At 66.1% G+C, this 23,853-nt stretch carries 22 protein-coding genes, 1 pseudogene and 2 riboswitches; of the genes and pseudogenes, 12 read left to right on the forward strand and 11 right to left on the reverse strand.

Features of this window, described 5'->3' with window-relative positions:
• Positions 1-844: 844 nt before the first annotated feature.
• Positions 845-1,432 carry a DUF305 domain-containing protein gene (locus tag G6N44_RS10940; RefSeq protein WP_235682998.1) on the reverse strand — a complete coding sequence of 196 codons (588 nt, stop codon included), beginning with the start codon at positions 1,430-1,432 and terminating at the stop codon, positions 845-847.
• A gap of 205 nt (positions 1,433-1,637) precedes the next feature.
• On the opposite strand from G6N44_RS10940, the gene G6N44_RS10945 reads away from it, so the two are divergent.
• From G6N44_RS10945 to G6N44_RS10965, 5 genes and pseudogenes are all read left to right on the forward strand, one after another.
• On the forward strand, positions 1,638-2,267 hold the full coding sequence (locus G6N44_RS10945) for a TetR/AcrR family transcriptional regulator (protein ID WP_163663879.1): 630 nt from the start codon (positions 1,638-1,640) through the stop codon (positions 2,265-2,267).
• Positions 2,264-3,325: pseudogene (locus G6N44_RS29860) on the forward strand (glycosyltransferase); the annotation flags it as partial. The gene G6N44_RS10945 and the pseudogene G6N44_RS29860, both read left to right, overlap by 4 nt.
• Before the next feature lie 198 nt (positions 3,326-3,523).
• Positions 3,524-3,772: a F0F1 ATP synthase subunit C gene (locus tag G6N44_RS10955; RefSeq protein ID WP_039378287.1), complete on the forward strand. Its 249-nt coding sequence runs from the start codon at positions 3,524-3,526 to the stop codon at positions 3,770-3,772.
• Positions 3,773-5,032, forward strand: a complete 1,260-nt coding sequence (locus tag G6N44_RS10960) for a glycosyltransferase (RefSeq protein WP_163663881.1) — start codon at positions 3,773-3,775, stop codon at positions 5,030-5,032.
• Positions 5,033-5,322: 290 nt separating this feature from the next.
• Positions 5,323-6,768 carry a hypothetical protein gene (locus G6N44_RS10965; protein ID WP_163663883.1) on the forward strand — a complete coding sequence of 482 codons (1,446 nt, stop codon included), beginning with the start codon at positions 5,323-5,325 and terminating at the stop codon, positions 6,766-6,768.
• Between the two features lie 142 nt (positions 6,769-6,910).
• On the opposite strand, the gene G6N44_RS10970 is transcribed toward G6N44_RS10965, so the two are convergent.
• Positions 6,911-7,759 (reverse strand): nitronate monooxygenase, encoded by an 849-nt coding sequence (locus G6N44_RS10970; protein ID WP_235682999.1) that lies wholly within the window; start codon positions 7,757-7,759, stop codon positions 6,911-6,913.
• Between the two features lie 30 nt (positions 7,760-7,789).
• A riboswitch (guanidine-III (ykkC-III) riboswitch) is annotated at positions 7,790-7,854 on the forward strand.
• Between the two features lie 12 nt (positions 7,855-7,866).
• On the opposite strand from G6N44_RS10970, the gene G6N44_RS10975 reads away from it, so the two are divergent.
• On the forward strand, positions 7,867-8,184 hold the full coding sequence (locus tag G6N44_RS10975) for a DMT family transporter (RefSeq protein ID WP_163663885.1): 318 nt from the start codon (positions 7,867-7,869) through the stop codon (positions 8,182-8,184).
• Here G6N44_RS10975 and yhjD read toward each other — a convergent pair.
• From yhjD to G6N44_RS10990, 3 genes are read right to left on the reverse strand one after another with little or no spacing between them, the layout of a single operon-like run.
• On the reverse strand, positions 8,181-9,197 hold the full coding sequence (gene yhjD / locus G6N44_RS10980) for an inner membrane protein YhjD (protein ID WP_163663887.1): 1,017 nt from the start codon (positions 9,195-9,197) through the stop codon (positions 8,181-8,183). The genes G6N44_RS10975 and yhjD overlap by 4 nt on opposite strands.
• Positions 9,198-9,217: 20 nt before the next feature.
• A complete protein-coding gene (trpS, locus tag G6N44_RS10985; protein ID WP_163663888.1) occupies positions 9,218-10,234 on the reverse strand; it encodes a tryptophan--tRNA ligase in 1,017 nt (338 codons plus the stop codon).
• Between the two features lie 33 nt (positions 10,235-10,267).
• A complete protein-coding gene (locus G6N44_RS10990) occupies positions 10,268-10,654 on the reverse strand; it encodes a MarR family winged helix-turn-helix transcriptional regulator (protein WP_163669817.1) in 387 nt (128 codons plus the stop codon).
• Positions 10,655-10,732: 78 nt separating this feature from the next.
• Here G6N44_RS10990 and G6N44_RS10995 point away from each other — a divergent pair, with 78 nt between their 5' ends.
• Positions 10,733-11,350, forward strand: coding sequence for a TIGR03086 family metal-binding protein (locus G6N44_RS10995; RefSeq protein ID WP_163663890.1), 618 nt, complete (start codon positions 10,733-10,735; stop codon positions 11,348-11,350).
• Here the strand turns inward: G6N44_RS10995 and G6N44_RS11000 are convergent.
• The gene (locus tag G6N44_RS11000) at positions 11,341-12,150 is read right to left on the reverse strand and encodes an exodeoxyribonuclease III (RefSeq protein ID WP_235683000.1); all 810 of its coding nucleotides are present in this window, start codon (positions 12,148-12,150) and stop codon (positions 11,341-11,343) included. The genes G6N44_RS10995 and G6N44_RS11000 overlap by 10 nt on opposite strands.
• Positions 12,151-12,221: 71 nt before the next feature.
• Between G6N44_RS11000 and G6N44_RS11005 the strand changes: the two genes are divergently transcribed.
• Complete coding sequence (locus tag G6N44_RS11005; protein ID WP_163663892.1) at positions 12,222-13,049, forward strand: epoxide hydrolase EphH; 828 nt, start codon at positions 12,222-12,224, stop codon at positions 13,047-13,049.
• A 10-nt stretch (positions 13,050-13,059) separates the two neighbouring features.
• Here G6N44_RS11005 and G6N44_RS11010 read toward each other — a convergent pair whose 3' ends face one another.
• Complete coding sequence (locus tag G6N44_RS11010; RefSeq protein ID WP_163663894.1) at positions 13,060-15,300, reverse strand: NADP-dependent isocitrate dehydrogenase; 2,241 nt, start codon at positions 15,298-15,300, stop codon at positions 13,060-13,062.
• Between the two features lie 278 nt (positions 15,301-15,578).
• A riboswitch (SAM riboswitch) is annotated at positions 15,579-15,710 on the forward strand.
• A 167-nt stretch (positions 15,711-15,877) separates the two neighbouring features.
• On the opposite strand from G6N44_RS11010, the gene G6N44_RS11015 reads away from it, so the two are divergent.
• From G6N44_RS11015 to G6N44_RS11025, 3 genes are read left to right on the forward strand one after another with little or no spacing between them, the layout of a single operon-like run.
• Positions 15,878-17,209: a bifunctional o-acetylhomoserine/o-acetylserine sulfhydrylase gene (locus G6N44_RS11015; RefSeq protein WP_163663896.1), complete on the forward strand. Its 1,332-nt coding sequence runs from the start codon at positions 15,878-15,880 to the stop codon at positions 17,207-17,209.
• A gap of 18 nt (positions 17,210-17,227) precedes the next feature.
• Entirely contained in the window at positions 17,228-18,358 is a 1,131-nt protein-coding gene (metX, locus tag G6N44_RS11020) for a homoserine O-acetyltransferase MetX (RefSeq protein ID WP_163663898.1), read from the forward strand.
• Positions 18,355-19,080 (forward strand): class I SAM-dependent methyltransferase, encoded by a 726-nt coding sequence (locus G6N44_RS11025; protein ID WP_163663900.1) that lies wholly within the window; start codon positions 18,355-18,357, stop codon positions 19,078-19,080. The genes metX and G6N44_RS11025 overlap by 4 nt, the downstream gene beginning before the upstream one ends.
• Before the next feature lie 20 nt (positions 19,081-19,100).
• Here the strand turns inward: G6N44_RS11025 and G6N44_RS11030 are convergent, their stop codons facing one another.
• The 4 genes from G6N44_RS11030 to G6N44_RS11045 form a co-directional block, all read right to left on the reverse strand.
• A complete protein-coding gene (locus G6N44_RS11030) occupies positions 19,101-20,645 on the reverse strand; it encodes an FAD-dependent monooxygenase (RefSeq protein ID WP_163663902.1) in 1,545 nt (514 codons plus the stop codon).
• A complete protein-coding gene (locus tag G6N44_RS11035; protein WP_163663903.1) occupies positions 20,642-21,265 on the reverse strand; it encodes a TetR/AcrR family transcriptional regulator in 624 nt (207 codons plus the stop codon). The genes G6N44_RS11030 and G6N44_RS11035 overlap by 4 nt, the downstream gene beginning before the upstream one ends.
• A gap of 185 nt (positions 21,266-21,450) precedes the next feature.
• A complete protein-coding gene (locus tag G6N44_RS11040) occupies positions 21,451-21,744 on the reverse strand; it encodes a DUF3017 domain-containing protein (RefSeq protein WP_163663908.1) in 294 nt (97 codons plus the stop codon).
• Positions 21,741-22,592, reverse strand: a complete 852-nt coding sequence (locus G6N44_RS11045; RefSeq protein ID WP_163663910.1) for a bifunctional methylenetetrahydrofolate dehydrogenase/methenyltetrahydrofolate cyclohydrolase — start codon at positions 22,590-22,592, stop codon at positions 21,741-21,743. Before G6N44_RS11045 ends, G6N44_RS11040 begins: the two co-directional genes overlap by 4 nt.
• A gap of 37 nt (positions 22,593-22,629) precedes the next feature.
• Here G6N44_RS11045 and G6N44_RS11050 point away from each other — a divergent pair, with 37 nt between their 5' ends.
• Complete coding sequence (locus G6N44_RS11050; RefSeq protein WP_163663913.1) at positions 22,630-23,853, forward strand: NADH:flavin oxidoreductase; 1,224 nt, start codon at positions 22,630-22,632, stop codon at positions 23,851-23,853.

Consider the following 23,853-nt stretch of genomic DNA (forward strand, 5'->3'; position numbering starts at 1 on the left):
GGTGACCGGGAACCGACCAACCGGGCGATATGCCAGTCGGGCCGCCCTCCCAACTGAAACCCTTGCTCAGCGGCACGCGCACCTCGTTGCTCACACACAACCCGAGGGTGGGGGCCCGCCTTGCTGAACGCGCCTCACACCGCACGTACTCAGCGACCACTGATACTTCATCGAGACAGTTAATCATATATCGATTTACCGGGGCCAGAACATGTCGGTGGAGATGGGGCGCTTCCTCTGCGACGCGAGACCACGCGAGGCCCGCAAGTGTGTTGCTCGCGCTATCAGGAACGACGCTGGCCGACGTCATGACGGCACGGATCGGTATCGAGCCCTATGCAGCGGGAGTTCTCGAAAGACGGCACCGCGAACACGCATCGACAACTTCAACGCCTGATCGATGAGATCCCCACCGCGTGGGAGACGGGGCGGCTGGCGGCGGCCACGACCAAACGACACCGCGGATTGGTCGAGTTGGCTGGGAATACAACCCTGACCATGATCGCCGGCGTGCTTCACGAGATATTCGACACGCGTATGACCGCCGCGCTCAAAAGTGCGCAGGACGGCGTGCCGAAAGCGCAGTACAGTCGCCCGGCATCTGTGGCCTCGCCGTGCAGACGCACCTCACCGCCGAGGAGATGGATCAGTTCGAAGACGAAGTGCGGCGACGGTTCCGACACTTCACCGTCCCTAGTCTTGCAGTGTCGGATGGCTTCAGCGGCGAACGTGTCTCCCGCACCGTGGAGGTTCAGGTTGCGGTCGAATCTGCCCTGGATGCTTGAACAATCTCGCGGATCAGTTGCGCCGCAACGACCGATAGCCAGGCACCTCGGCGAACTCCCTATGCGACATTCGCGAGCATCTGTTGCATTCGGTCGACCTCCGCCTGCTGTTTTCCGACGATCTTCTTAGCCAGCCCGACGGCATCGACGTTTGCGCCGTCGGCAATCTCGGCGTTGGCAATCTGAATGGCCCCCTGGCCGTGCGCAACCATCGACTGAAGCCACAGAACGTCAAAGTCCTGGCCGCTCAACCCTTGCAGCCGAGTCACAGTCAGCTCATCGATGGTGCCTCGCGCCGGGGTAGCAGGGTGATCGGGCACCGAATATGTACCGGAATCTGCGTTCCACTGGACCAGGAGTGCCTTCATCATTTCGGTCTCCATCGTGCGTGTCGATGTAATGTCGGCCGCCAATTCGACGAGGTCCGAGTTGGTCGAGCGATCACCAACCAATTCTGAAACCTGCATAGCCTGGTCATGATTGGCGATCATGTTGACCGCAAACGCAGCATCGCCAGCATTCGATCCGGCCGGCTTGCCAGTGATGACAGGCGTTTCCGATGTCGATTGCGGCTTCTCATCCGGCGTCGAGCCGCTACAGGCCGCCAGGAACGACGTCGCAGCCATGGCGCTCAGAACGGCCAGCAATCGGAAGATAATGCACCTCATCTCAGCAGCTTATCGATCGCACCAGAACCAACGTCATCCAGCGACATCTCGCCCGATCAGATGTGATGTAGCTCTTCCAGCCCCTACGTCGCACCAATCTGCGATACCCACCGAACGAACCGATACTCGGCCGGACGGGGACGAGACCTTGCAAAAGTCTGACCGATCGGTCTAATCTCAGACCATGCGGTCAGAACGCGCCAAGACGTTTACCGAGCAGGCGCGCCGCCGGCAGATTGTCGAGGGCGCGCTGGAGGTGATCGCCGAGCAGGGCTATCCGCAGGCCTCCCTGGCACGCATCGCCGAACACATCGGTATCGCGAAAAGCGCTGTCCTATACCACTTCACCAGCAAGTCCGAAGTGGTCGAGGCAGTCTTCACCGAGATCTTCACCCGCGGTGTCGCGGCGATCGCGCCCGCCGTCAACGCCGAAACCACCGCGGCGGCAAAATTGTCCGCCTATATCCGGGCCAATGTCGCGTTCGTCGCCGGTAACCGATCCGCGGCAGTGGCGATGCTCGAACTCATCTCCGGTTACCGCGACGCGAACGGATTGCGGGTCGACCAAGCCGCGGCCAAAGCCGTCCAAGAGAATCCTCCGACCGGTGACCTGGCCGCTCTCGACCCGCAGAGCATCTTCGCCGAGGGCCTGGAAAGCGGTGAGTTCCGGGAACTGTCACCGCTGTTCATGAAGAACGTCCTGCGCGGCGCGCTGGACAGTGCAGCGCAGGAGTATGCCCGCGACCCCGACTACGACGTCATCACCCATGGCGAAGTGCTCGTCGAGATCTTCGAGAAGGCCACCGCACCGTGACCACCATCGTCATCGCCGCCTTCGGCAGCCGCGGGGATATCGCCCCGTACACGGGTCTGGCGCGGCGGCTCGCCGAGGAGGGTCACCGCGTCGTTGTCGCGGCGCAGGAGCCCTATCGAGAACTGCTGTCCGCCTCCGGAATCGAATTTCGCTCGCTGCCCGGAGACACCGAACGCGCCACCAAGGCCTCACCGGCTGCGCAGGCGTTCGTCGACGGCGCCAGGATGCGACCTTCCCGGGAACTGCTCGACGAGATGCGCGAGGATCTGCGGCAGCTGGGCCGCGGCCTGATCGAGGCGGCGAAAGATGCAGACCTACTGCTGCTTCCGTCCGTCGCGGCCCTCCTCGGATACCACGTCGCCGAAGGACTCGGCATCCCCAGCGTTGGGGTGTTGCTCCAACCGACCGCCCCCACCGGCGACTTCCTGCCGTCGGTACTCAGCGCCCGATCTCTCGGCCGTTGGGGCAACCGGATCGTCGGCCGGCTGGGTGCGCTCGGCGAGAAGCCACACCTGACGCTGATCAACGAGCTACGCACCGAGCTCGGACTACGCCCGACAACGCTGGCCGGGTACCAAGGCAGGCGCGCAGCCACCTGGCCCGCCCTGCACGGGTTCAGCGAACACGTGGTTCCGCGGCCCGCGGACTGGCCGGCGCACCTGCACGTCACGGGCTATTGGTGGCCGTCGGAGCCCGACAACTGGTCTCCGCCAGGCCAACTGGTCGACTTCCTGCAAGCCGGTCCGCCAGCGGTGTTCGTCGGTCTCGGCAGTACCGCGACGGCGCGGGGACCCGAGCTGTCGGACACCATCAGCTCAGCGCTGCGCACCACCCGCATGAGGGCGGTGGTGCAGACCGGCTGGGCCGGGCTGCACTGCACCGGCGACGACGTTCTGATGGTCGACGAGCTTCCGCACTCATGGTTGTTTCCGCGGGTCGCGGCGGTCGTGCACCATTGCGGGGCGGGCACCACCGCAGCGACGCTCCGGGCCGGTGTTCCGTCGATACCCATCACCGGAATTATGGATCAACCGTTTCGGGCGAAGCGGCTGCGACTCCTGGGCGCCGCACCTGCCGCCCTTCCACGCGCCAACCTGACCGCCTCCGAACTCGCCCTGCCGTCCGCGAGGTATGCGGCGATCCGACATATCGGACACGCGCTCAACAGCTCTCGGCACTGCTCGCCGGTGAGGACGGAGCAGGCATGGCGGCGCGGCGCATCGCCGAACTGCTCAACCGATCACAGGAGGTTCACCATGGCGAGTGACGCACTGATGGGCAACGCCCTGTTGGCGGGGGCAATCGTGCTGGCCGGTGGGGCAATCGGCGCCGGGATCGGCGACGGACTCGCCGGCTCCCAGTTCATCGCCGGTGTAGCGCGCCAGCCGGAAGCCCAAGCACGCTTGTACACACCGTTTTTCATCACCGTGAGCCTCGTGGAGGCAACCTTCTTCATCAACATCGCGTTCATGGCGTTGTTCGTGTTCGCCACTCCGGGCGGATAGATGGCGACCGTCGCGATCATCGCGATCGGCAGTCACGGCGATGTGGCGCCGCTGACCGGGGTCGGTGCGCGATTGCAGCGAGCTGGGCATCGCGTGATCGTGGTGGCGTATCAGGCATTCGCCGATCTTGTCACCGCATGTGGCCTGGAATTTCGCGGACTCGCGGACGATCTCGACGACACCTCGGCCGATCTTGCGGACGTATCGGCGCGCCAAGCGGCGAAGGCCATGGGGGCATTTCTCTCACCACGCGGCATGCAGGTTCTGGGCGATCGCGTGTTGGCCGCTGTCCGTGACGAATCGCTCGATGCGCTGCTGCTGTCACCGTTCGCAGAACTGGCCGGCCATCCGCTTGCCGATGCGCTCGATGTTCCCGCCATCGGCGTCCGGTTGCAGCCCTTCTCGGCGACCTCCGACTATCCGCCGGCGGTGCTGGGAGCGTGGACCGCCGGTCGGTCCGGAAACAGGGCGGCCGCGCGAATCGGTGGGGCGATGATCGACGGGCTGTACGGCAGGGCCGTCAACCACTTTCGCACACAACTCGGCCTGCCGAAGGCCTCGGCTCGGTCACTGAGACGACGCCGCAGCGACGCTCGTTGGCCGATCCTCTACGGCTACTCCCCCGCGGTCCTACCGAGGCCGTCGGACTGGCGACCGGGTATCGAGGTCGTCGGCTACTGGTGGCCGGCCCGCCCGACCGGATGGCAACCGCCGGCCGAGCTGGCGGAGTTCCTCGACGCCGGCCCGCCGCCGGTCATCATCGGCTTCGGCAGCACGGTCAACAGCAGCGCCGAAGCCCAACGGTTGTCCACGCTTGTGACACAGGCAGTTCGGGCCGCCGGTGCCCGTGCGGTGATCCAGGCCGGTTGGGCTGGGCTCGATGCCAGCGGGGACGACGTGATCGCGGTCGGCGACGTGCCCCACGACTGGCTGTTCGCTCGGGCGGCGGCCGTTGTCCACCACTGCGGTGCGGGCACAACCGCGGCCGGACTACGCGCGGGTGTGCCGGCGATCGCGGTACCGGCCGCCTACGGCGACCAACCGTTCTGGGCGCGAAGGCTCCTCGCCCTCGGCGTCAGCCCGCAGCCGATTCCGCAACGTCGACTCAGCGCCGACAACCTCGGCTCAGCGATACGCACCGTGTTGTCAGAAAACGGCTTCCGAGACCGTGCCGCGGAACTGGCTCCACGGGTAGACAGCGACGACGGCGCGGGCCGAGTGGTCGCAGGCGCCGATCGAATACTCAACATCGGGCGATGAGACATTCACCCAACGGCACGATTGCCGAGGCCTAGTCGCCAGCATCATCTGCCATTAGGTGGCACGAGGATCAGTGGGTTCCAGATCCGGGAATGAACGTGTTCCAGTTGGTCGATTTGTCAGCGAATCATTCAGCCAGTACCGGCGCCGAAACCTGCCGGAATCACGGGCTAATATATGCTGCGAACTGCTGCGATGGCGACACCTGAGTTTCAAAAACAGCACACACTTACACATTATTTTGCGAACAATTCGAATATTTTTCGAACGTTTTCAAACTATAACCAATAGTGGCCGGAAATTCGATACCTTCTGCTAAATTCATCGCCGGTCAGGGCCGCCCGACCCCATCAGCAAAGGAATCCCGCTTGCAACTCACACTTCGCCCCTACGTCACCGCCGGCATTGCACTGGCCGGTGCCAGCGTCATCGCTGTCAGTCCGATCAGCCCCGTCACACCGTCGCTGCCCGACCTCCAAGTCCACGCCGCTTCAGCGGCCGTGGAGCTCACCGGCGTCACCAACCCCACCGCCGACCCCATCACGGCGTTGGTCGAGGTCCTCACGGGCACCGCCCAGAACGTGGGCGCGATGGGCCAGCAGGTAGTCGGTAACGGCGCGCCCGCCTTGACCCAGGTCATCGCCAACCTGACGGGCTACCTCCAGGCCTACGGCACCGCACTCCAGAACACGGGCACTGGACTCGCGAACTGGCAGACCAACAACCAGTGGATGCTGGATTATGCGTACGAGCAGTTCAACGCGGGCCAGATCGGCGACGCGATCAGCTATGTCGTCTACGCCTTGAGCGGCATACCAACGGCGATGTTCCCGATGCTTGACACCCTGAAGATCCCGGGCGCGATGGCGCAGAATTTCGCAGATGTGGTGCAGGCCATACCAAGGGCAGTCACGATGATCGGGCTGAGCACCATCGTGGCGGCCCAGGCTCCATTTCATGCGTTTGGTCGTCAGGTGCAAGGCCTTGTCGACGCGGTGAACGCCGGCGACCCAGTCGCCGCGGCGAACGCGGCGCTGAACATTCCCGCCGCGATGACAGGCGCCCTCCTCGACGAGCTGCTCAAGCCGTACACCCACGAGGTTTTTACCGGACTTGTCGGCGCTCTGGTGGTGGGCGTCCCCAATATCATCGCGGACGTGCTCAAGCCCCCGGCTTCCCCGGTCGTACCCGCAGCCGTGGAATCTGCGCCCGGTACCCCTGTGACCGGCCCCGCGGGAGCCGATGCGCTACCTGCCGCGGATATGCCGGCCATCGAGGCCAGCGTCGCCACGCCCAACGCATTGCCCGCGACCACCGACCAAACGCCCGTGTCTGCCAGACTCGCCAAAGAGCTCACGAGCGGCGTGACCGACACGGTTGACAGCATCACCAGCGCCGCTACCTCTGCGTTCGATGCGGTGAAAACCGTGACGTTGAAGGTCGATCCGAAGCCTGCCGCGACCGAGGCGTCCACCCCGGGTGAAAGTTCCGCGGACACCAGCACTGCCGGCAGCACAGACACCTCAGCCAACGTGGACGCCGACAACGATGCATCGGGTACGTCAAACACCAAGGCCGACAAGGTATCCAAGAAGGACGCCAGCGAACACAAGCGGCCGGCCCGGCAACAAGCCGGGGCAGATCGTCAGCAGGCACGCCAGGAAGCAAAGAAGGAAGCCAAGGCCGAGAAGAGTACCGGCGGCAAGCACCGCGCCGACAAGGGCAGCGGCAAGTAATTCAACCCGATGTTCCGCACACCGGCACCTGGCAGCAACCGGTCATATATTTGCCGATTCGGCTGACAAGTAATTGCCGCTCGAGTTAAATACATCCCGGGCCTGCCAATCCGCCGCCGCTCTCGGCGGTTTGGCAGGCTCATCAACGCCAGCGTGCGAGTAGCTCCGCCGCCCCTTCGGACAGTGATGTCACGATCTCGGCCGCGGTGGCCGGGTGTCGCATAACCCCCACGCCCTGCCCGGCATTGACGGGAGATCCGCGCAGCACCCGCTCGGGAATGGTTGCCGACCATCGGTATCCGGCGGCGACGTCATATTCAGTGGTCAGCTCGGTGGCGTCACTGTCGGCGGCCAGTAAGGCAGCACGTGCCGCCGCCGGGGTCAGCGCCTCGGCACACGCCGCGAACGCTGTGCCGACCCAGGCTGCGCCCGCCCCGGCGGCCAGCACCGCGGCGACCGCCCGTGCCGACGAGATCCCGCCCGCCGCGAGTACCGGTACGTCGACGGCGTCGAGCACCTCGGCCAACAGCGGCAGGGTGCCGACCGTCGGCTCACCATGGCCGCCACCCTCGGCGCCGCGCGCCACCACCACATCGACGCCGGCATCGACCGCGCACCGGGCGGCATCGACCGTGGCCACCTGAGTCGTCACCGTCAGGCCCACATCATGCGCCCGACGGACCCAGTCCCAGTCCTCGCCGAAGCTCACGCTCAGCAACGCCGGCCGGGCGGCCAGCGCCACTTCTAACAGGTCCGGCCGATCCTGGATGACCCAGTGCACCAGGCCAATTCCGAATCGCTGCCCATCGAGCTGTGTCAATTCAGCAGCTAGCTGTTCAGCCGTCGCCGAACTGCCCATTCCGACCATGCCAAGGCCGCCGGCGGCCGAGACCGCAGCAGCGAGCCGGCCTCCTGCCGCACCGCCCATCGGCGCGTTGATGATGGGGGCATCGATGCCGATTGACCGCGACCACGTGGTTGCCAAGCTCACAGCCTGCAATTTTACGTCGTTGTTACAATGGAACCGCCAGCACATGGCACCGGACGAGGCGCACCCGTACCCGGCCAGCGACAAGACGGGGTGTTTGGAGGTGTGCCATGGCTTGGCTGATTCTCGTCGTCTCAGGTGTCCTGGAAGCGGTCTGGGCGACCGCCCTGAGCAAGACAGAGGGTTTCACCCGCCTGGTTCCGTCAGTCGTGTTCCTTGTGGCGCTTGCCTTCTCAATGGGCGGACTGGCCATCGCGATGCGCAGCCTGCCCCCCGGTACCAGCTATGCGATATGGGTTGGCATCGGCGCGGTGCTCACGATCGCCTTCGCGATGATCACCGGCGCTGAATCGGCATCGGTGATCAAGGTGGTGCTCATGCTCGGCATCGTCGGCTGCATCGTCGGTCTGAAGGCGGTAACTCACTAGCGCCGCAGTAGCCGCGAAAGCCCCAGGGCGCCAATGGCCCCCATGGCGGCCGCGGCCAAAGCGCCGGACACCCCGATCCCCTCGCGGACCTGCACCCTGGTGACGATCTGCGCGGGGTTCGGTGGTGGCACCGGCGCGACGGCCAGGCTCTCCTTGGATGTCGCCGCCCACGCGGTGGCGAACAGGATCAGCCGCGCGGTGACATAGGCGAACACCATCAACCCCAGCACCGGGCCGAACGTCGCCCCGGCAGGTCCGGTCAACACGGACTGCAGGTAGATCGACGCCACCTGCTTGAAGATCTCAAAGCCCACCGCGGCCAGTAACCCGGCCCGGATCGAACTCCGGAACGGCACCGGTTCGCGCGGCAATCGCGAGATGATCCAGCTGAACAGGAACCACGAGACCGATACCGACACCGCGATCGAGATGACGCGCAACCCGCTACCGAGTATGGCGCCGTCGTGAAGGCCCATCCAGCGCAACACCTTACGCATCAGTGCGGGGTCGCCGAGGACGGTCAGTCCGATGGTGATCACCATCGCCAGGAATGCCGACACCAAGGCGAACAGATCTGAGAGCTTGTTGCCGACGAAGTTGGACTCGGCGTGTTGCTCCCACATCTGGCTCAACGCCTCACGCAGGTTGGCCATCCAACCCAGGCCGGCCCACGCCGCGGTCGCGAGGCCGATCACACCGACCGTGCCGCGCGAGGCGATGGCCGAGTCCATCAGGGTCACCAGTTGCTGGCCAAGATCACCCGACACCGCCTGCCGGATCCGCTCCTCGATTTCTTCGAGCAGATCCGGACGGCGCGACAGCAGAAAACCGCCCCCGGCGAAGCCCACCATCAGCAGCGGGAACAGCGCGAAAATCGTGAAATAGGTGATGCCAGCGGCGTAGAAGTTGCCGTTGCAGTCGTTGTAGCGCTCCTGCGCCCGCATCACATGATCGAACCAGGGAAAGCGTGTGCGGACCCGTGCCAGTAATCCCGGCTTCTCCGGCTCGTTCACGCCGACCCTCCCCCTGGCCCTCATCGCGTTTGCTGGAGAAACCCTATCCTGTCGTAAACCCGGGCGAGGGTCTTCCCCGCGACCTCCCGGGCGTGTTCCGCCCCGGCGGCCAGAACCGATTGGAGTTCGGTCGGATCGGCCAGCAATTCGTCCACCCTGGTCTTGATCGGCGTGACGAACTCCACCACGGCCTCGGCGGTCTCCTTCTTGAGGTCGCCATAGCCGCGGCCGGCATAGCCCTCGACCAGCTTGTCGACATCGGTACCGGTCACCGCGGACTGGATGGTCAGCAGGTTCGAGATGCCGGGCTTGGCCTCCGGATCGAACCGGATCTCACGCTCACTGTCGGTCACCGCGGAGCGGATCTTCTTGGCCGTGGCCTTCGGATCGTCGAGCAGGCTGATCAGCCCGGCATCGGACGCCGCGGACTTGCTCATCTTCGCCGACGGATCCTGCAGGTCGTAGATCTTGGCCGTCGCCTTGGGGATCATGGCCTCCGGCACCACGAAGGTGTCGGGGAATCGCGCGTTGACCCGCTGCGCCAGGTCGCGGGCCAACTCGAGGTGCTGGCGCTGGTCCTCCCCGACCGGGACCAGATCGGTGTCGTAGAGCAGCACGTCGGCGGCCATCAGCACCGGATAGGTGAACAGACCCACGGTGGTGGCATCGGCACCCTGCTTCTGCGACTTGTCCTTGAACTGCGTCATCCGCGACGCCTGGCCGAATCCGGTGAAACACCCGAGCACCCAAGCCAATTGGCTGTGCTCGGGCACGTGGCTCTGGACGAACACGGTGCTGCGTGTCGGGTCGATGCCCAGTGCCAGGTACTGCGCGGCAGTCACCAGCGTGCGCCGGCGCAGGGTCTCGGGGTCCTGCGGCACGGTGATGGCGTGCTGGTCGACGACGCAGAAGAACGCCTCGTAACCGTCCTGCAGCTGCGCCCAGTGCGTGACGGCACCCAGGGCATTGCCGAGATGCAGGGAGTCGGAGGTGGGCTGGGCGCCCGAGAATACGACCTGTTTGCTTCCGCTACTCATGATCTTCCGATTTTCGCACTGCCGTCATTCGGATTATTCACGGGTCAGCTGCTGCAGGATCCGCAGGAACGCGTCCCGATCGTCGGCCGACAGCTCGCCCAGCCAGCGTTCCTCTCCGCGCTGGATTTCCCGCTGCGCAGCATCCTTGACCGCACGGCCCGCGTCGGTGATGGCCAGCAGCCGCACCCGCCGGTCGTCGGGGTCGGCCCCGCGCTCGATGAAGCCCTGCTGTTGCAGGTCATCGAGGGTGCGGATGATGCGGGTCTTGTCAGCGCCGATCGCCTCGGCCAGTGCCGACTGCGTCCGCACCGAGGATCGGTCCAGGGCGAGCAGCACGACATAGCCCCACATCGTCAGGCCGTGGGCGTCCAGCACCGGCTGTTCGGCGGCGATCAGGTCCCGCATCAACGGGGCGAGCATGGCTGCCAGGTCCGGGCGCTTCGACACCGGGTCATCGTAGGCGTTGCCATATCGTATGCATACGCTTATCGTAGGCACATGCATACTATTGAGAAGGATATACGCCCCCTGCACCGCCTCGCCGTTCTGCGCTCCGTCGAAGCCGTCGACGCGGTCCGCCCCTCCGACCTGGACCGCCCCACTCCGTGCACGGAGTGGACGCTGGCCGATCTCCTGGCGCACATGACGGTGCAGCATCATGGGTTCGCCGCCGCCGCACGCGGACACGGTGCCGAGGAAGCGATATGGAAGGCCGAGACCGTGACCGACGCGGTGCGCGCCGACCCGGCCGGCGCCTACGCCGCGGCCGCCCACGATGTGCTCGACGCGTTCGCCGCCGACGGAATTGCCGAGGCGACGTTCATGCTGCCCGAGTTCGGGCCGGATGCGACCTTCCCGGGCGCCATCGCGATCGGGTTCCACCTCGTGGATTACGCCGTGCACGGATGGGATGTCGCCGCCACCCTGGGCTCTGCCTACGAGCTGCCGGTCGACGTGGTCACCGCCGCCCTGCCGCTGGTCATGGCGATCCCGGACGGGGATTTTCGGGACAGTTCGGCCTCACCGTTCGACCGGGCCGTCAATGCCTCGGCGGCAACGGATTTCGAGAAGATTCTGGCCCACCTGGGCCGCCGGCCGGACTGGCGTCAGCCGTAACTGACCGTCACCGGTGAGTGATCCGACCACCGCAGGGCGTAGAGGTCGGCCCGGTCCACCCGCGCCGATTTCGCCCGCACGGCCAGTGACGGGGAAGCCAGGTGATAGTCGATGCGCCAACCGGCGTCGTTGTCGAAGGCCTTGCCGCGCCATGACCACCAGCTGTAGGGGCCGGCCACGTCGGGATGCAGCACCCGCACCACGTCCACCCAGCCGGTGCCCAGAAGTTCGGTGAGCCAGGCGCGTTCACTCGGCAGGAAGCCGGCCTTCTTGAGGTTGCCTTTCCAGTTCTTGATGTCGTTCTCGGTGTGCGCGATGTTCCAGTCCCCGCACAGCACCGCGTCGGCACCGTGCAGCTCGGCCATCCGGGCCGCGACGGTGGCCATGAACCGTTCCTTCTCCAGCTGCCGATCCGTCTCGGCCTCGCCCGTCGGGACATAGATGCTGGCCACGGTCACCCCGGCGGTATCGACCTCGAGGTAACGCCCATGGGCCTCGAACTCGTCGGACACCAGTAGCCGCGCCGCCTCGACGGGATACCGGGACAGCACCGCAACCCCGTTGCGGCCCTTGACATGCGGTTCGGCCGAAGCCAGGTTCCAGCCGTCGGCCAGGGCCGGCGCCAGGGCATCGTTGAGCTGCTCGTCATCGGCCCGGGTCTCCTGCAGGCACACCACCTCGGCGTCGGTTTCCTTGAGCCAGGGAAGCAGGCCCAGGTTCTCGGTGGACCGCTGTTTGACCGCGGCACGAATACCGTTGACGTTGATGGTGCTGACGGTCAGAGGTCCCGGAGATGCCACGCCCAGACCCTACCGACCCGCGCCGACAGGCCCCTTGCGGTACCGGCGGTATCACCTTAATGTCGGGCGGCATGGCTGAACGTGCACCCATCCATCTCGGCTCGGGCGAGCCCATCCTGCTGCTGCACCCGTTCCTGCTGTCGCAGAGCGTGTGGAAGTACGTCGCACCCCAACTCGCGCAGACCGGGCGCTACGAGGTGTTCGCGCCCACCATGGCCGGCCACCACGGCGGCGCACATGCACCGATGCTCCTCGACGTCGCGACCCTGGCCGACGACATCGAACGCCGACTCGACGACCTCGGCTGGGGCACCGCCCACATCGTCGGGAACTCGCTGGGCGGCTGGGTGGCGTTCGAGCTGGAACGTCGCGGCCGCGCCCGTACCCTGACCGGCATCGCCCCCGCGGGCGGCTGGTCTCGGTTCACCCCGGTCAAGTACGAGATCATCGCCAAGTTCATGGCCGCACTGCCGGTCGTGCTGGCCACCGCGGCACTGCGCCAGCAGGTGCTGAAACTGCCACTGTCCGAACAGATCTCCTATCTGGCCGTAAGCGCAACTCCCGAAGCGCTCAATGACAGCGACCGACACGACCTGATCGAGGACCTGGCACACTGCCCGGCGTACTTCAAGCTCATGCTCAAGGCGCTGACCACCGCGGGCCTGATGGAGATCCGGAATTCCCGCACCCCCACGCAGCTGGTGATCTGCGAGAAGGACCGCGTGCTACCGGCACCCCGGTTCACCCGGCACTTCACCGCCAGCCTGGCGCCGGACGCCGTCGTCACCACCCTGAAGGGGGTCGGACACGTCCCGATGTTCGAGGCACCCGACACCATCACCCGGGTGATCACCGAGTTCGTCGACCGGCATGTCGGTCAAACGCGCGCGACGGGGTGAGCCGCCAAACCTAGGCCTTCTCGGAAGCCGTCAGCACGTCGTTGAGCGTCTTGCTCGGACGCATCACGGCGGCGGTCTTCTCGGCGTCCGGGTAGTAGTAGCCACCGATATCGGCCGGCTTACCCTGGGCCGCATTGAGTTCGGCGACGATGGTCTGCTCCTGCTCACCGAGCGCCTTGGCCAGCGGCGCGAAGTGCGCGGCCAGCTCCTTGTCCTCGGTCTGCTCGGCCAGCGCCTGGGCCCAGTACAGCGCGAGGTAGAATTGGCTGCCACGGTTGTCGAGCTCTCCGGTCTTGCGGGACGGAGACTTGTTCTCGTTCAGCAACTCTCCGGTCGCGGTGTCCAGCGCAGTAGCCAGCACCTTGGCCTTGTCATTGCCCAACTTGTTGCCCAGATCCTCCAGGCTGGCGCCGAGTGCGAGGAACTCACCGAGCGAATCCCAGCGCAGGTGGTTCTCTTCCACCAGCTGATGCACGTGCTTGGGCGCCGAACCACCGGCACCGGTCTCGTACAGGCCACCACCGGCCATCAGCGGCACGATGGAGAGCATCTTGGCGCTGGTGCCCAGCTCCAGGATCGGGAACAGGTCGGTCAGGTAGTCGCGCAGGATGTTGCCGGTCACCGAGATGGTGTCCTGGCCGCGGATCAGGCGCTCCAGGGTGTAGCGCATGGCCCACACCTGCGGCAGGATCGTGATCTCCAGCCCCTCGGTGTCCTCCTCCTTGAGGTAGGCCTTGACCTTCTTGCGCAGCTCGTTCTCGTGGGGGCGCTCGTCGTCGAGCCAGAACACGGCAGGCATTCCGGACAGCCTGGCCCGGTTGACGGCCAGCTTGACCCAGTCCCGGATCGGGGCGTCCTTGACGATCGGCATGCGCCAGATGTCGCCTTCTTCGACCTCCTGGCTCAGCAGCACCTCACCGGTGTCGATGTCGACGATCTTGGTCGTCCCGGCCTGCGGGATCTCGAAGGTCTTGTCGTGGCTGCCGTACTCCTCGGCCTTCTGCGCCATCAGGCCGACGTTGGGGACCGTGCCCATGGTGGTCGGATCGAACTGACCGTGGGTCTTACAGAAGTTGATCACTTCCTGGTACATCCGGGAGAAGGTCGACTCCGGGTTGACCGCCTTGGTGTCCTTGGTGCGGCCGTCGGCGCCGTACATCTTGCCGCCGAGCCGGATCATCGCCGGCATCGACGCGTCGACGATCACGTCGGACGGCGAGTGGAAGTTCGAGATGCCCTTGGCCGAGTCGACCATGGCCAACTCGGGGCGGTGCTCGTGGCAGCGGTGCAGATCCTCGATGATCTCCTCGCGCTGCGACGCGGGCAGCGTCTCGATCTTGGAGTACAGATCGGACAGGCCGTTGTTGACGTTGACGCCGAGCTCGTCGAACAGCTTCTCGTGCTTGGCGAATGCGTCCTTGTAGAACACCTTGACGGCGTGGCCGAACACGATCGGGTGGCTGACCTTCATCATGGTCGCCTTGACGTGCAGCGAGAACATCACGCCGGTCTTGTAGGCGTCCTCGATCTGCTCCTCGTAGAACTCGATGAGCGCCTTCTTGCTCATGTACATGCTGTCGATGACGTCGCCCTCATCGAGCTTCACCTCGGGCTTCAAGACGATGGTCTCGCCCCCGGCGGTCTGCAGCTCCATGCGCACGTTGCGGGCTTTGTCGAGCGTCAGCGACTCTTCACCGTGGTAGAAGTCGCCGGTCTTCATGGTGGCCACGTGGGTACGCGAGGCCTGCGACCACTTGCCCATGCTGTGCGGGTGCTTGCGCGCGTATTCCTTGACCGCCTTAGGAGCGCGACGATCCGAGTTACCCTCGCGCAGAACAGGATTCACCGCGCTGCCGAGGATCTTCGAATAACGGTCGCGGATCGCCTTGTCTTCGTCGGTCTTGGCATCACCGGGGAAGTCCGGGAGCGCGTAGCCCTTCTCCTGCAGCTCCTTGATCGCGGCCAGCAGCTGCGGGACCGAGGCGCTGATGTTGGGCAGCTTGATGATGTTGGTGTCGGGCAGTTGGGTGAGTCGACCCAGCTCGCCGAGGTTGTCGGGGACCTTCTGCTCGTCGGTCAGGTAATCACCGAACTCGGCCAGGATGCGGGCCGCCACCGAGATATCACTGGTCTGGATATCGATACCGGCCGGTTCGGCAAAGGCGCGGACAATCGGCAGGAAGGAGTACGTCGCAAGCAGCGGCGCCTCGTCGGTCAGCGTGTAGATGATGGTCGGCTGCTGGGCAGTCATGGTTGCTCTCCCGGCGTCAGGTTCGGTTCGACGAGGATCACTCGTTGTCACCCGCGGTTATTCGCTGCTGTCGTATCGCGGGCCAGACTACAAGGGCGCCGAGAACCGCGGCGGGGCAGCTTTCGTTACTGACCAGTAACTTTAGTGCGCAGCGAGGCGTCCGACACCTCCATATGCCGACCGATCCGAACGTGTTCCAGTCCCGCGGGCGCAGAACAGGCAAACACCCCGAACAACCGACTGGCACGGCCTCCGCGCGTTGCGATAAGCTGCAGGCCGGTCATGAGTGTCAGCATCAAGCCCCGGCTTGCTGGCCGGCAACCCTCCAACCGCGGTGGGGTGCCCCGGGTGATGACCAGGTTGAGCAGTCGACGGAACTTTTCCGGCCGGCTGCAAGGCAAGCGCGGGTCCGAAGGTACGGGCCCCCAGACAGACAGGGAAACCTGATGGAGGTCAGCCATATGTATGTGTCCGTGAATTGCTGGTGTCTGCTGCCTGTCGTCGCTGACGACAGGCGCGACCCCCGGTAACCGACCACACTTCTACCTTCCGATCCCCTCACCGAGGAGACCCAGCCATGACAACCCCAGAGAACGCCAACTGGTCTTTCGAGACCAAGCAGGTCCACGCCGGCCAGACCCCGGACAGCGCCACCAACGCCCGTGCCCTGCCGATCTACCAGACCACGTCCTACACGTTCCGCGACACCGACCACGCCGCCGCTCTGTTCGGCCTGGCCGAGCCGGGCAACATCTACACCCGGATCATGAACCCCACCACCGACGTCGTCGAGCAGCGGGTCGCCGCGCTCGAAGGCGGGGTCGCGGCGCTGTTCCTGTCCTCCGGCCAGGCCGCGTCGACATTCGCGATCCTCAACCTTGCCGGCGCCGGCGACCACATCGTGTCCAGCCCGCGCCTCTACGGCGGCACGTACAACCTGTTCCAGCACACCCTGCCCAAGCTCGGTGTCGAGGTCAGCTTCGTCGACAACCCCGACGACCCGGACAGCTGGCGCGCCGCCGTGCGGCCCAACACCAAGGCGTTCTTCGCCGAGACGATCTCCAACCCGCAGATCGACATCCTCGACATCCCGAACGTGTCCGCGGTGGCGCACGACAACGGTGTCCCGCTGATCGTCGACAACACCATCGCCACGCCGTACCTGATCCAGCCGATCGCGCTCGGCGCCGACATCGTGGTGCACTCGGCGACCAAGTACCTGGGCGGGCACGGCTCGGCGATCGCCGGGGTGATCGTCGACGGCGGCAACTTCGACTGGACGGCCAGCGGGCGCTTCCCCGGCTTCACCAACCCGGACCCCAGCTACCACGGTGTGGTGTTCGCCGAGCTCGGCGCGCCGGCCTACGCACTGAAGGCCCGGGTGCAGCTCCTGCGCGACTTGGGCAGCGCCCTGTCACCCTTCAACGCCTTTTTGATCGCGCAGGGATTGGAAACGCTGTCGCTGCGTGTTGAACGCCATGTGGCCAATGCACAGAAGGTCGCCGAGTATCTGGCCGGGCAGTCCGGCGTGACATCGGTGAACTACGCCGGACTCCCCTCCTCGCCCTGGTACGAGCTGGGCCGGAAGCTCGCCCCGAAGGGCACCGGCGCGGTGCTCGCGTTCGAGTTGGCCGGCGGTGTGGACGCGGGCAAGGCGTTCGTCAACGCGCTGACGCTGCACAGCCACGTCGCCAACATCGGTGACGTGCGTTCGCTCGTGATCCATCCCGCCTCGACCACCCACGCGCAACTCTCCCCCGAGGAGCAGCTGTCCAGCGGCGTCACACCCGGTCTGGTTCGCCTGGCCGTCGGTATCGAGGGCATCGACGACATCCTCGCCGACCTGGAGCAGGGATTCGCCGCCGCCCGTCCGTTCAGCGGCGTCGCGCAGACCGCGGCGACGCTGTAGGACGGCGAGAAGACCGGCATGACGATCACCGAAGAACCCGCCGTGTCCACCCTCCCGTTGCCCGCCGAAGGCGAGACCAGCGTGGTGCACATCGGTGCCCTGACGCTGGAGAGCGGCATCGTCCTGCCGGACGTGTCGATCGCCGTGCAGCGATGGGGCGAGCTGTCCCCGGCACGCGACAACGTGGTGATGGTGCTGCACGCGCTGACCGGCGACTCGCACGTCACGGGACCGGCCGGCGACGGCCACCCGACCCCAGGCTGGTGGGACGGGGTTGCCGGACCGGGCGCCCCGATCGACACCGACCAGTGGTGCGCGATCTCGACCAATGTGCTCGGCGGTTGCCGCGGCTCCACCGGGCCCGGCTCGTTGGCCCCTGACGGAAAGCCCTGGGGCTCAAGGTTTCCCCAGATCACGATCCGTGACCAGGTCGAGGCCGACCGGGCCGCACTGGCCGCCTTGGGCATCACCGAGGTGGCCGTGGTGGTCGGCGGTTCGATGGGCGGAGCCCGGGCGCTCGAATGGATGGTCGGACACCCCGACGAGGTGCGAGCCGGTCTCGTCCTGGCCGTCGGGGCCCGCGCCACCGCCGACCAGATCGGCACCCAGAGCACGCAGGTGGCAGCGATCAAGGCGGATCCGGACTGGCAGGGCGGTGACTACCACGACACCGGTCGGGCGCCGCTGTCCGGGATGGAGATCGCCCGGCGCTTCGCGCACCTGACCTACCGCGGCGAAGAGGAACTCGACGAGCGCTTCGGCAACGAAGCCCAGGGCGACGAGAACCCGGCCACCGGTGGGCGCTACGGGGTACAGAGCTATCTCGAGTACCAGGGCGGCAAGTTGGCCCGCCGCTTCGACCCGGGTACCTATGTGATCCTCTCGGATGCGCTGTCCACCCACGATGTGGGCCGAGATCGCGGCGGCGTCGCCAGTGCGCTGCGCCGGTGCCCGGTGCCGGTCATCGTCGGCGGGATCACCTCCGACCGGCTCTACCCCATTCGACTCCAGCAGGAACTGGCCGAGTTGCTGCCCGGCTGCAACGGCCTCGACGTCGTCGACTCGGAGTACGGTCACGACGGCTTCCTGGTCGAGACGGAAGTGGTGGGCAAATTGATCCGCCGCACCCTGGAGCTGGCACAGCGGTGAGCTCACCCGAGGCGCGTTCCCTGTCCTTCGGCTCAGAGGCCGCGGCATACGAACGCGGCCGGCCGTCGTATCCGCCGGAGGCGATCGACTGGTTGCTGCCCGCGGACGCACGCGATGTGCTGGACCTGGGCGCAGGTACCGGCAAGCTGACAACCCGGCTCGTCGAGCGCGGACTGGACGTCATCGCCGTCGACCCCATCCCGGAAATGCTTGAGCTGCTGTCGAACTCGTTGCCGGACACCCCGGCATTGCTGGGCACGGCCGAGGAGATCCCGCTGGCCGACAACAGCGTCGACGCCGTGCTGGTGGCCCAGGCCTGGCACTGGTTCGACCCCGAGCGGGCCGTGAAAGAGGTCAGCCGGGTGCTGCGCCCCGGCGGCCGGTTGGGCCTGGTGTGGAACACGCGCGACGAGCGGTCGGGCTGGGTCAAGGATCTGGGCCGCATCATCGGGCCCGAGCACGATCCGAACAACGAGGTGGCGCTGGCCGAGCCATTCGGGGAAATCGAACGCCGCCAGGTGGAGTGGACGAGTTACCTGACGCCCCAGGCCCTCATCGATCTGGTGGCCTCACGCAGCTACTGCATCACCTCACCGGAGCGGGTGCGCACCCGGACGCTGGTGCAGGTGCGTGAACTGCTGGCCACCCACCCGGCGCTGGCCCATTCATCGGGCCTGGCGCTGCCCTACGTCACGGTCGGTATCCGAGCGACCCTGACCTAGTCCGCTCCGGCGCCGCGCCCTCAGGCGCTGAGCGCATCCAGTTCCGATTCCGGCCCAACCCAACGCTGCAGCGCACCACGTAGTCGGTCTCGGTCGGACTCGGCGACATCGTCTGCCGCCCAGGCGACATAGCCGTCGGGCCGGATCAGCAGGAACGCGGCGGGCCGGTCTTCTGCGGTCGCCACCGCCACCTCCAGCCGGTCGCGCCAGCCTTCGATCACGTCGGCGTAGTCGCCGCCGGACAGGTCGAGCAACAACGGCCTCCCCGACTGCAGCAACTCGGCAATCCGGCGACCGTCATCCAGGACGAAATCGGGGACGAAGAATCCGGACAGCCGATGCTCGTCATCGACGTCGTAACGGACATCCGAGCCGGCCAGCACCCCGGCGATGTGCGCCGAGCCGTCCGGCGTCGCCAGGAGTTCACCGAAAAGCGTTCGCAGTGCGGTGACTTCGGGACCGGCAGCCATCAGGGCAGCCTGGGCCATCGCCTGCATCATCACCCGCTGCCCCGCCGGCCAACGCTCGCTGTGGTAGCTGTCCAACAGACCGTCGGGTGCCCGACCCTGCACCGTGGCGGCCAGTTTCCATCCCAGGTTCATGGCGTCCTGCAGTCCCAGGTTCAGACCGGGGCCACCCATGGCCGAGTGGACATGTGCGGCGTCGCCCACCAGGAAGACGTTACCGGCCCGGTACTGCGCTGCCTGACGGGTGTTCTGTCCGTTGATCCGGCGCAGGGCATGTGGTCCCGGCCCGTCCGGGGGCGCGATCGGCAGGTCAGCGCCGACCACTCGCCTCACGCTCTCACGCAACTCGTCGATCGTCAGGTCCGGCGCGTCGTCGGGCAGGATGGATCCGTATTCGATGGTCCCGAGCATCGACCGTCCCTGCTGGAATTCCGCATAGATCAGTACACCGCCGTCGAACCGATTGTGCCCGAAAGGGATATGTCCGACACCGGGAATGTTCAACGCGCCGTAGCCGGAACGCAACTCCTCCGGCAGGCTGATGTGGGCCACCCGTGCGATCACCTCGGAGGTCAGCCCGGGAAACTCGATGTCGGCCTTCTTCCTGACCGGACTACGGCCCCCGTCGGCGCCGACAAGGTAGGTGGTCGACAGTCGGTAGCTCCCCGTGGATGCCGCGACATCCACGGTGATGCCATCGGATTGCTGCTGGAGATCGACGAGCTCGTGCCCCCAACGGATCTCGACCCCAAGGCCCTGCACCCAGTCCACCAGTTGGCGCACCACCTTGGGCTGTTGAATCACCATGCCGTACATGGGGTTCTCGACAACATCGGCGAACGGCACCTGCATGCCGGCGAATATGTAGCCGCCCATAGGCTGCGGAGCCTCGCCCGATCCACTGAGCGTCCGATACAGACCCCGCAGATCGAGCACGCGATTTGCCTGCCCGACAATGCCATTCGCCTTGAGTTCGGGGCTCGGCTCGGGCAGCTGCTCGAGCACCACCGGCCGCACCCCGGCCAGCGCCAGCTCCCCCGCCACCAGCAGGCCGTTGGGACCGGCGCCGCAGATGACGACGTCTACCTGATCTTTCATTTCTTCCCTCCTGGCTCAGGCAGGCCCGCGGCCACCGCCGCGAACCCTTTACGCAGCAGTGACGTGAAAGGCACTGGTGGATCGGCGATCCCGTATTCGTCCATCGCGACATCGCCGACCGCACGCACCACGGCGGCCACCAGCCGCGGATACATATCGCGTTCCGGGTCGGTGCCGGTCCGTTCGGCGATCGCCGTCACCCACTCGTCGGACATCCCTCGGAAGGTCGCATCGCGTATCTCCGGGATCATCAGCAGTTTTCGGACCTCGGCCAGCTGCCGGCGGGTCGGCAGCACGTTCTCCGCACCGTAGACATCGGACATATCGGCGTCCACCGGACTGGTCACGGACTCGGCGATCGCGGTCCACAGCGGTTCGTCTGCCGGGCGAGACCTCAGCAGGTCGATGCTGCGACGCAAGCGCTCCTGCTGCCGGTATGCCAGCGCGTCGTACTTGCCGGCGAAGTAGTTGGTGAAGGTGCGCAGCGAGACCCCGGCCAGATTGGCGATGTCCTCGCGGGTGACGTTCTCCAGTCCGCGCTCGAACGCCAACGTCAACGCCGCATCGCTCAGCGCCCGTCGTGTATCGAGCTTCTTACGCTCCCGCAGTCCCGGCTCCATGCCACCACGCTAGACCAATTGTTGCCTATTGGGCAATATTGCCCGCTGGGCATTTCCTGTGAGGATCGCGAGTGCCGAGCCCATCAGGCGCCTTGCATCTAGGTCCTTGCCGGTGCACCGAAAGGCCAGTTATTACCCGGAGTTTCCCCAGCTCAGTGCAAGAACTTGCCACTCGGGCGAGAAAATTACGAGGTGCCCAGCGGGTCGATGGTCCAGGCGATGTAGAGCACGGCGGCACATACCGTCGCGGTGGTCGTGAAGTCGATGGTCCGCGAGCGCACCACCAGGAGCCCGGCCCGCTCGTCGGTCAGGGCCAGCCGCAGCGCGGCCGCAGCGCCCACACCCATCCCGATGACCAGCGCCCCGCGGCGCCAGTAGCCCGCCGCCACCAGTGCGAACGCCGCGATGAAGAACAGCCCGACCACCAGGATCGGCCACTGTCCGGCGAACACCTTGCGGACGAATTCGTTTACTGTCACGCCAGTTTCGACTCTTCGAGCTCGACGACGTTGGTCAGCAGGAACGCCCGCGTCAACGGCCCCACTCCGCCCGGATTGGGTGACACGTGCCCGGCCACGTCCCAGACATCGGGTGCGACGTCACCGGTGAGCTTGCCGTCCACCCGGCTCACACCGACGTCGACGACGGCCGCGCCGGGCTTGACCATGTCGGCGGTCACCATGTGCGGCACCCCGACCGCGGCGATGATGATGTCCGCCTGCCGGGTCAACGCGGGCAAATCGCGGGTTCCGGTGTGGCACAGGGTGACGGTGGCGTTCTCCGAACGACGGGTCAGCAGCAGGCCCATCGGCCGCCCGACGGTCACCCCGCGCCCGATCACCACCACGTGCGCCCCCGCGATCGGTACGTCGAACCGGCGCAACAGGTGCACGATGCCGCGGGGGGTACACGGAAGCGGTGCAGCCTTACCGAGCACGAGCCGGCCGAGGTTGGTCGGATGCAGGCCGTCGGCGTCCTTGTCCGGGTCGATGCGTTCCAGTGCGGCGTTCTCGTCGAGATGCTTGGGCAGCGGAAGCTGCACGATGTAGCCCGTGCAGTCCGGGTTGGCGTTGAGCTCGTCGATGGTCTCGTCGAGCTGGGCCTGGGTGATGTCGGCGGGCAGGTCGCGGCGGATCGAGTTGATCCCAACCTTGGCGCAGTCGGCGTGCTTGCCCCGCACATAGGCCTGTGAACCGGGGTCGTCGCCGACCAACACGGTCCCGAGCCCGGGCGTCCGGCCCGCTTCGGTCAACTTCGCGACGCGCTGCTTGAGATCGACGAAGATCTCGTCACGCGTGGCCTTACCGTCCAACACGATGGAACCCACAGGTGCCATTGTGTCAGCCACGTGGCAGGCTCAGCATATGAACACCCAGCCCAATGTGTTCACTGATGTATTCAGTGAGGCCCAGCTCGGCCCGTTGACACTGCGCAATCGCATCATCAAGGCCGCCACCTTCGAAGCGTCAACGCCGAACGCGCTGGTCACCGAGGATTTGATCAACTATCACCGGCTGCCCGCGGCCGGTGGCGTCGGCATGACCACCGTCGCCTACTGCGCGGTGGCCCCCGGCGGCCGCACCGACGGCTGGCAGATCTGGATGCGGCCCGAGGCCGTTCCCGGACTGACCAAACTGACCGAGACCATCCACGCCGAGGGCGCGGCCATCAGCGCCCAGATCGGCCATGCCGGCCCGGTGGCCAATTCGCGAACCAACAAGGCCAAGGCGCTGGCGCCGGTGCGGTTCTTCAACCCGCTGTCGATGCGGTTCGCCAAGAAGGCCACCATCGACGACATCCGCGACGTCACCGAAGCGCACGCCAACGCCGCCCGGCTGGCCATCGATTCGGGATTCGACGCGGTCGAGGTCCACCTCGGCCACAACTACCTGGCCAGCTCGTTCCTGTCCCCGCTGATCAACCGGCGTACCGACGAGTTCGGCGGGTCGTTGGAGAACCGGGCGAAGGTGGCCCGAGGCGTGGTGCGTGCGGTGCGCGACGCCGTCGACAAGCACGGCGACCGCAAGATCGCCGTCATCGCCAAACTCAACATGAGCGACGGTATCCGCGGCGGAATCCCGATGGACGAGTCGCTGCAGACCGCCAAGTGGCTCGAGGAGGACGGCGGCCTGGACGCCATCGAGCTCACCGCGGGCAGCTCGCTGGTCAACCCGATGTACCTGTTCCGCGGCGGCGCACCGGTCAAGGAATTCGCCGCGAACTTCAAACCCCCGATCAGCTGGGGCATCCGGATGAGCGGCCACAAGTTCTTCCGCGAATACCCGTACCACGAGGCGTACCTGATGCGCGACGCCGAGAAGTTCCGCGCCGAGCTGAGCATGCCGATCATCCTGCTGGGCGGTATCACCAACCGCGAGACCATGGACAAGGCGATGGCGGCGGGCTTCGACTTCGTCGCGATGGGCCGCGCGCTGCTCGCCGAACCGGATCTGCTCAACCGGATCAAGGCCGAGGAAACCAAGGGTTCCGTGAAATCCCTGTGCACGCACTGCAACGAGTGCATGCCGACCATCTACAGCCACACCCATTGCGTGGTGACGGGAGCCCCCGACACACTCGTGAAGTGA

Origin of the sequence: Mycolicibacterium alvei (assembly GCF_010727325.1) — a bacterium.
Lineage (GTDB): Bacteria > Actinomycetota > Actinomycetes > Mycobacteriales > Mycobacteriaceae > Mycobacterium > Mycobacterium alvei.

Coding starts and splice junctions, on each gene's coding strand:
- G6N44_RS10945 (WP_163663879.1), top strand. CDS start 1,638: ATGCGGTCAGAACGCGCCAAGACGTTTACCGAGCAGGCGCGCCGCCGG.
- G6N44_RS10955 (WP_039378287.1), top strand. CDS start 3,524: ATGGCGAGTGACGCACTGATGGGCAACGCCCTGTTGGCGGGGGCAATC.
- G6N44_RS10960 (WP_163663881.1), top strand. CDS start 3,773: ATGGCGACCGTCGCGATCATCGCGATCGGCAGTCACGGCGATGTGGCG.
- G6N44_RS10975 (WP_163663885.1), top strand. CDS start 7,867: ATGGCTTGGCTGATTCTCGTCGTCTCAGGTGTCCTGGAAGCGGTCTGG.
- trpS (WP_163663888.1), bottom strand. CDS start 10,234: ATGAGTAGCGGAAGCAAACAGGTCGTATTCTCGGGCGCCCAGCCCACC.
- G6N44_RS10990 (WP_163669817.1), bottom strand. CDS start 10,654: ATGCTCGCCCCGTTGATGCGGGACCTGATCGCCGCCGAACAGCCGGTG.
- G6N44_RS10995 (WP_163663890.1), top strand. CDS start 10,733: ATGCATACTATTGAGAAGGATATACGCCCCCTGCACCGCCTCGCCGTT.
- G6N44_RS11005 (WP_163663892.1), top strand. CDS start 12,222: ATGGCTGAACGTGCACCCATCCATCTCGGCTCGGGCGAGCCCATCCTG.
- G6N44_RS11010 (WP_163663894.1), bottom strand. CDS start 15,300: ATGACTGCCCAGCAGCCGACCATCATCTACACGCTGACCGACGAGGCG.
- G6N44_RS11015 (WP_163663896.1), top strand. CDS start 15,878: ATGACAACCCCAGAGAACGCCAACTGGTCTTTCGAGACCAAGCAGGTC.
- metX (WP_163663898.1), top strand. CDS start 17,228: ATGACGATCACCGAAGAACCCGCCGTGTCCACCCTCCCGTTGCCCGCC.
- G6N44_RS11030 (WP_163663902.1), bottom strand. CDS start 20,645: ATGAAAGATCAGGTAGACGTCGTCATCTGCGGCGCCGGTCCCAACGGC.
- G6N44_RS11035 (WP_163663903.1), bottom strand. CDS start 21,265: ATGGAGCCGGGACTGCGGGAGCGTAAGAAGCTCGATACACGACGGGCG.
- G6N44_RS11050 (WP_163663913.1), top strand. CDS start 22,630: ATGAACACCCAGCCCAATGTGTTCACTGATGTATTCAGTGAGGCCCAG.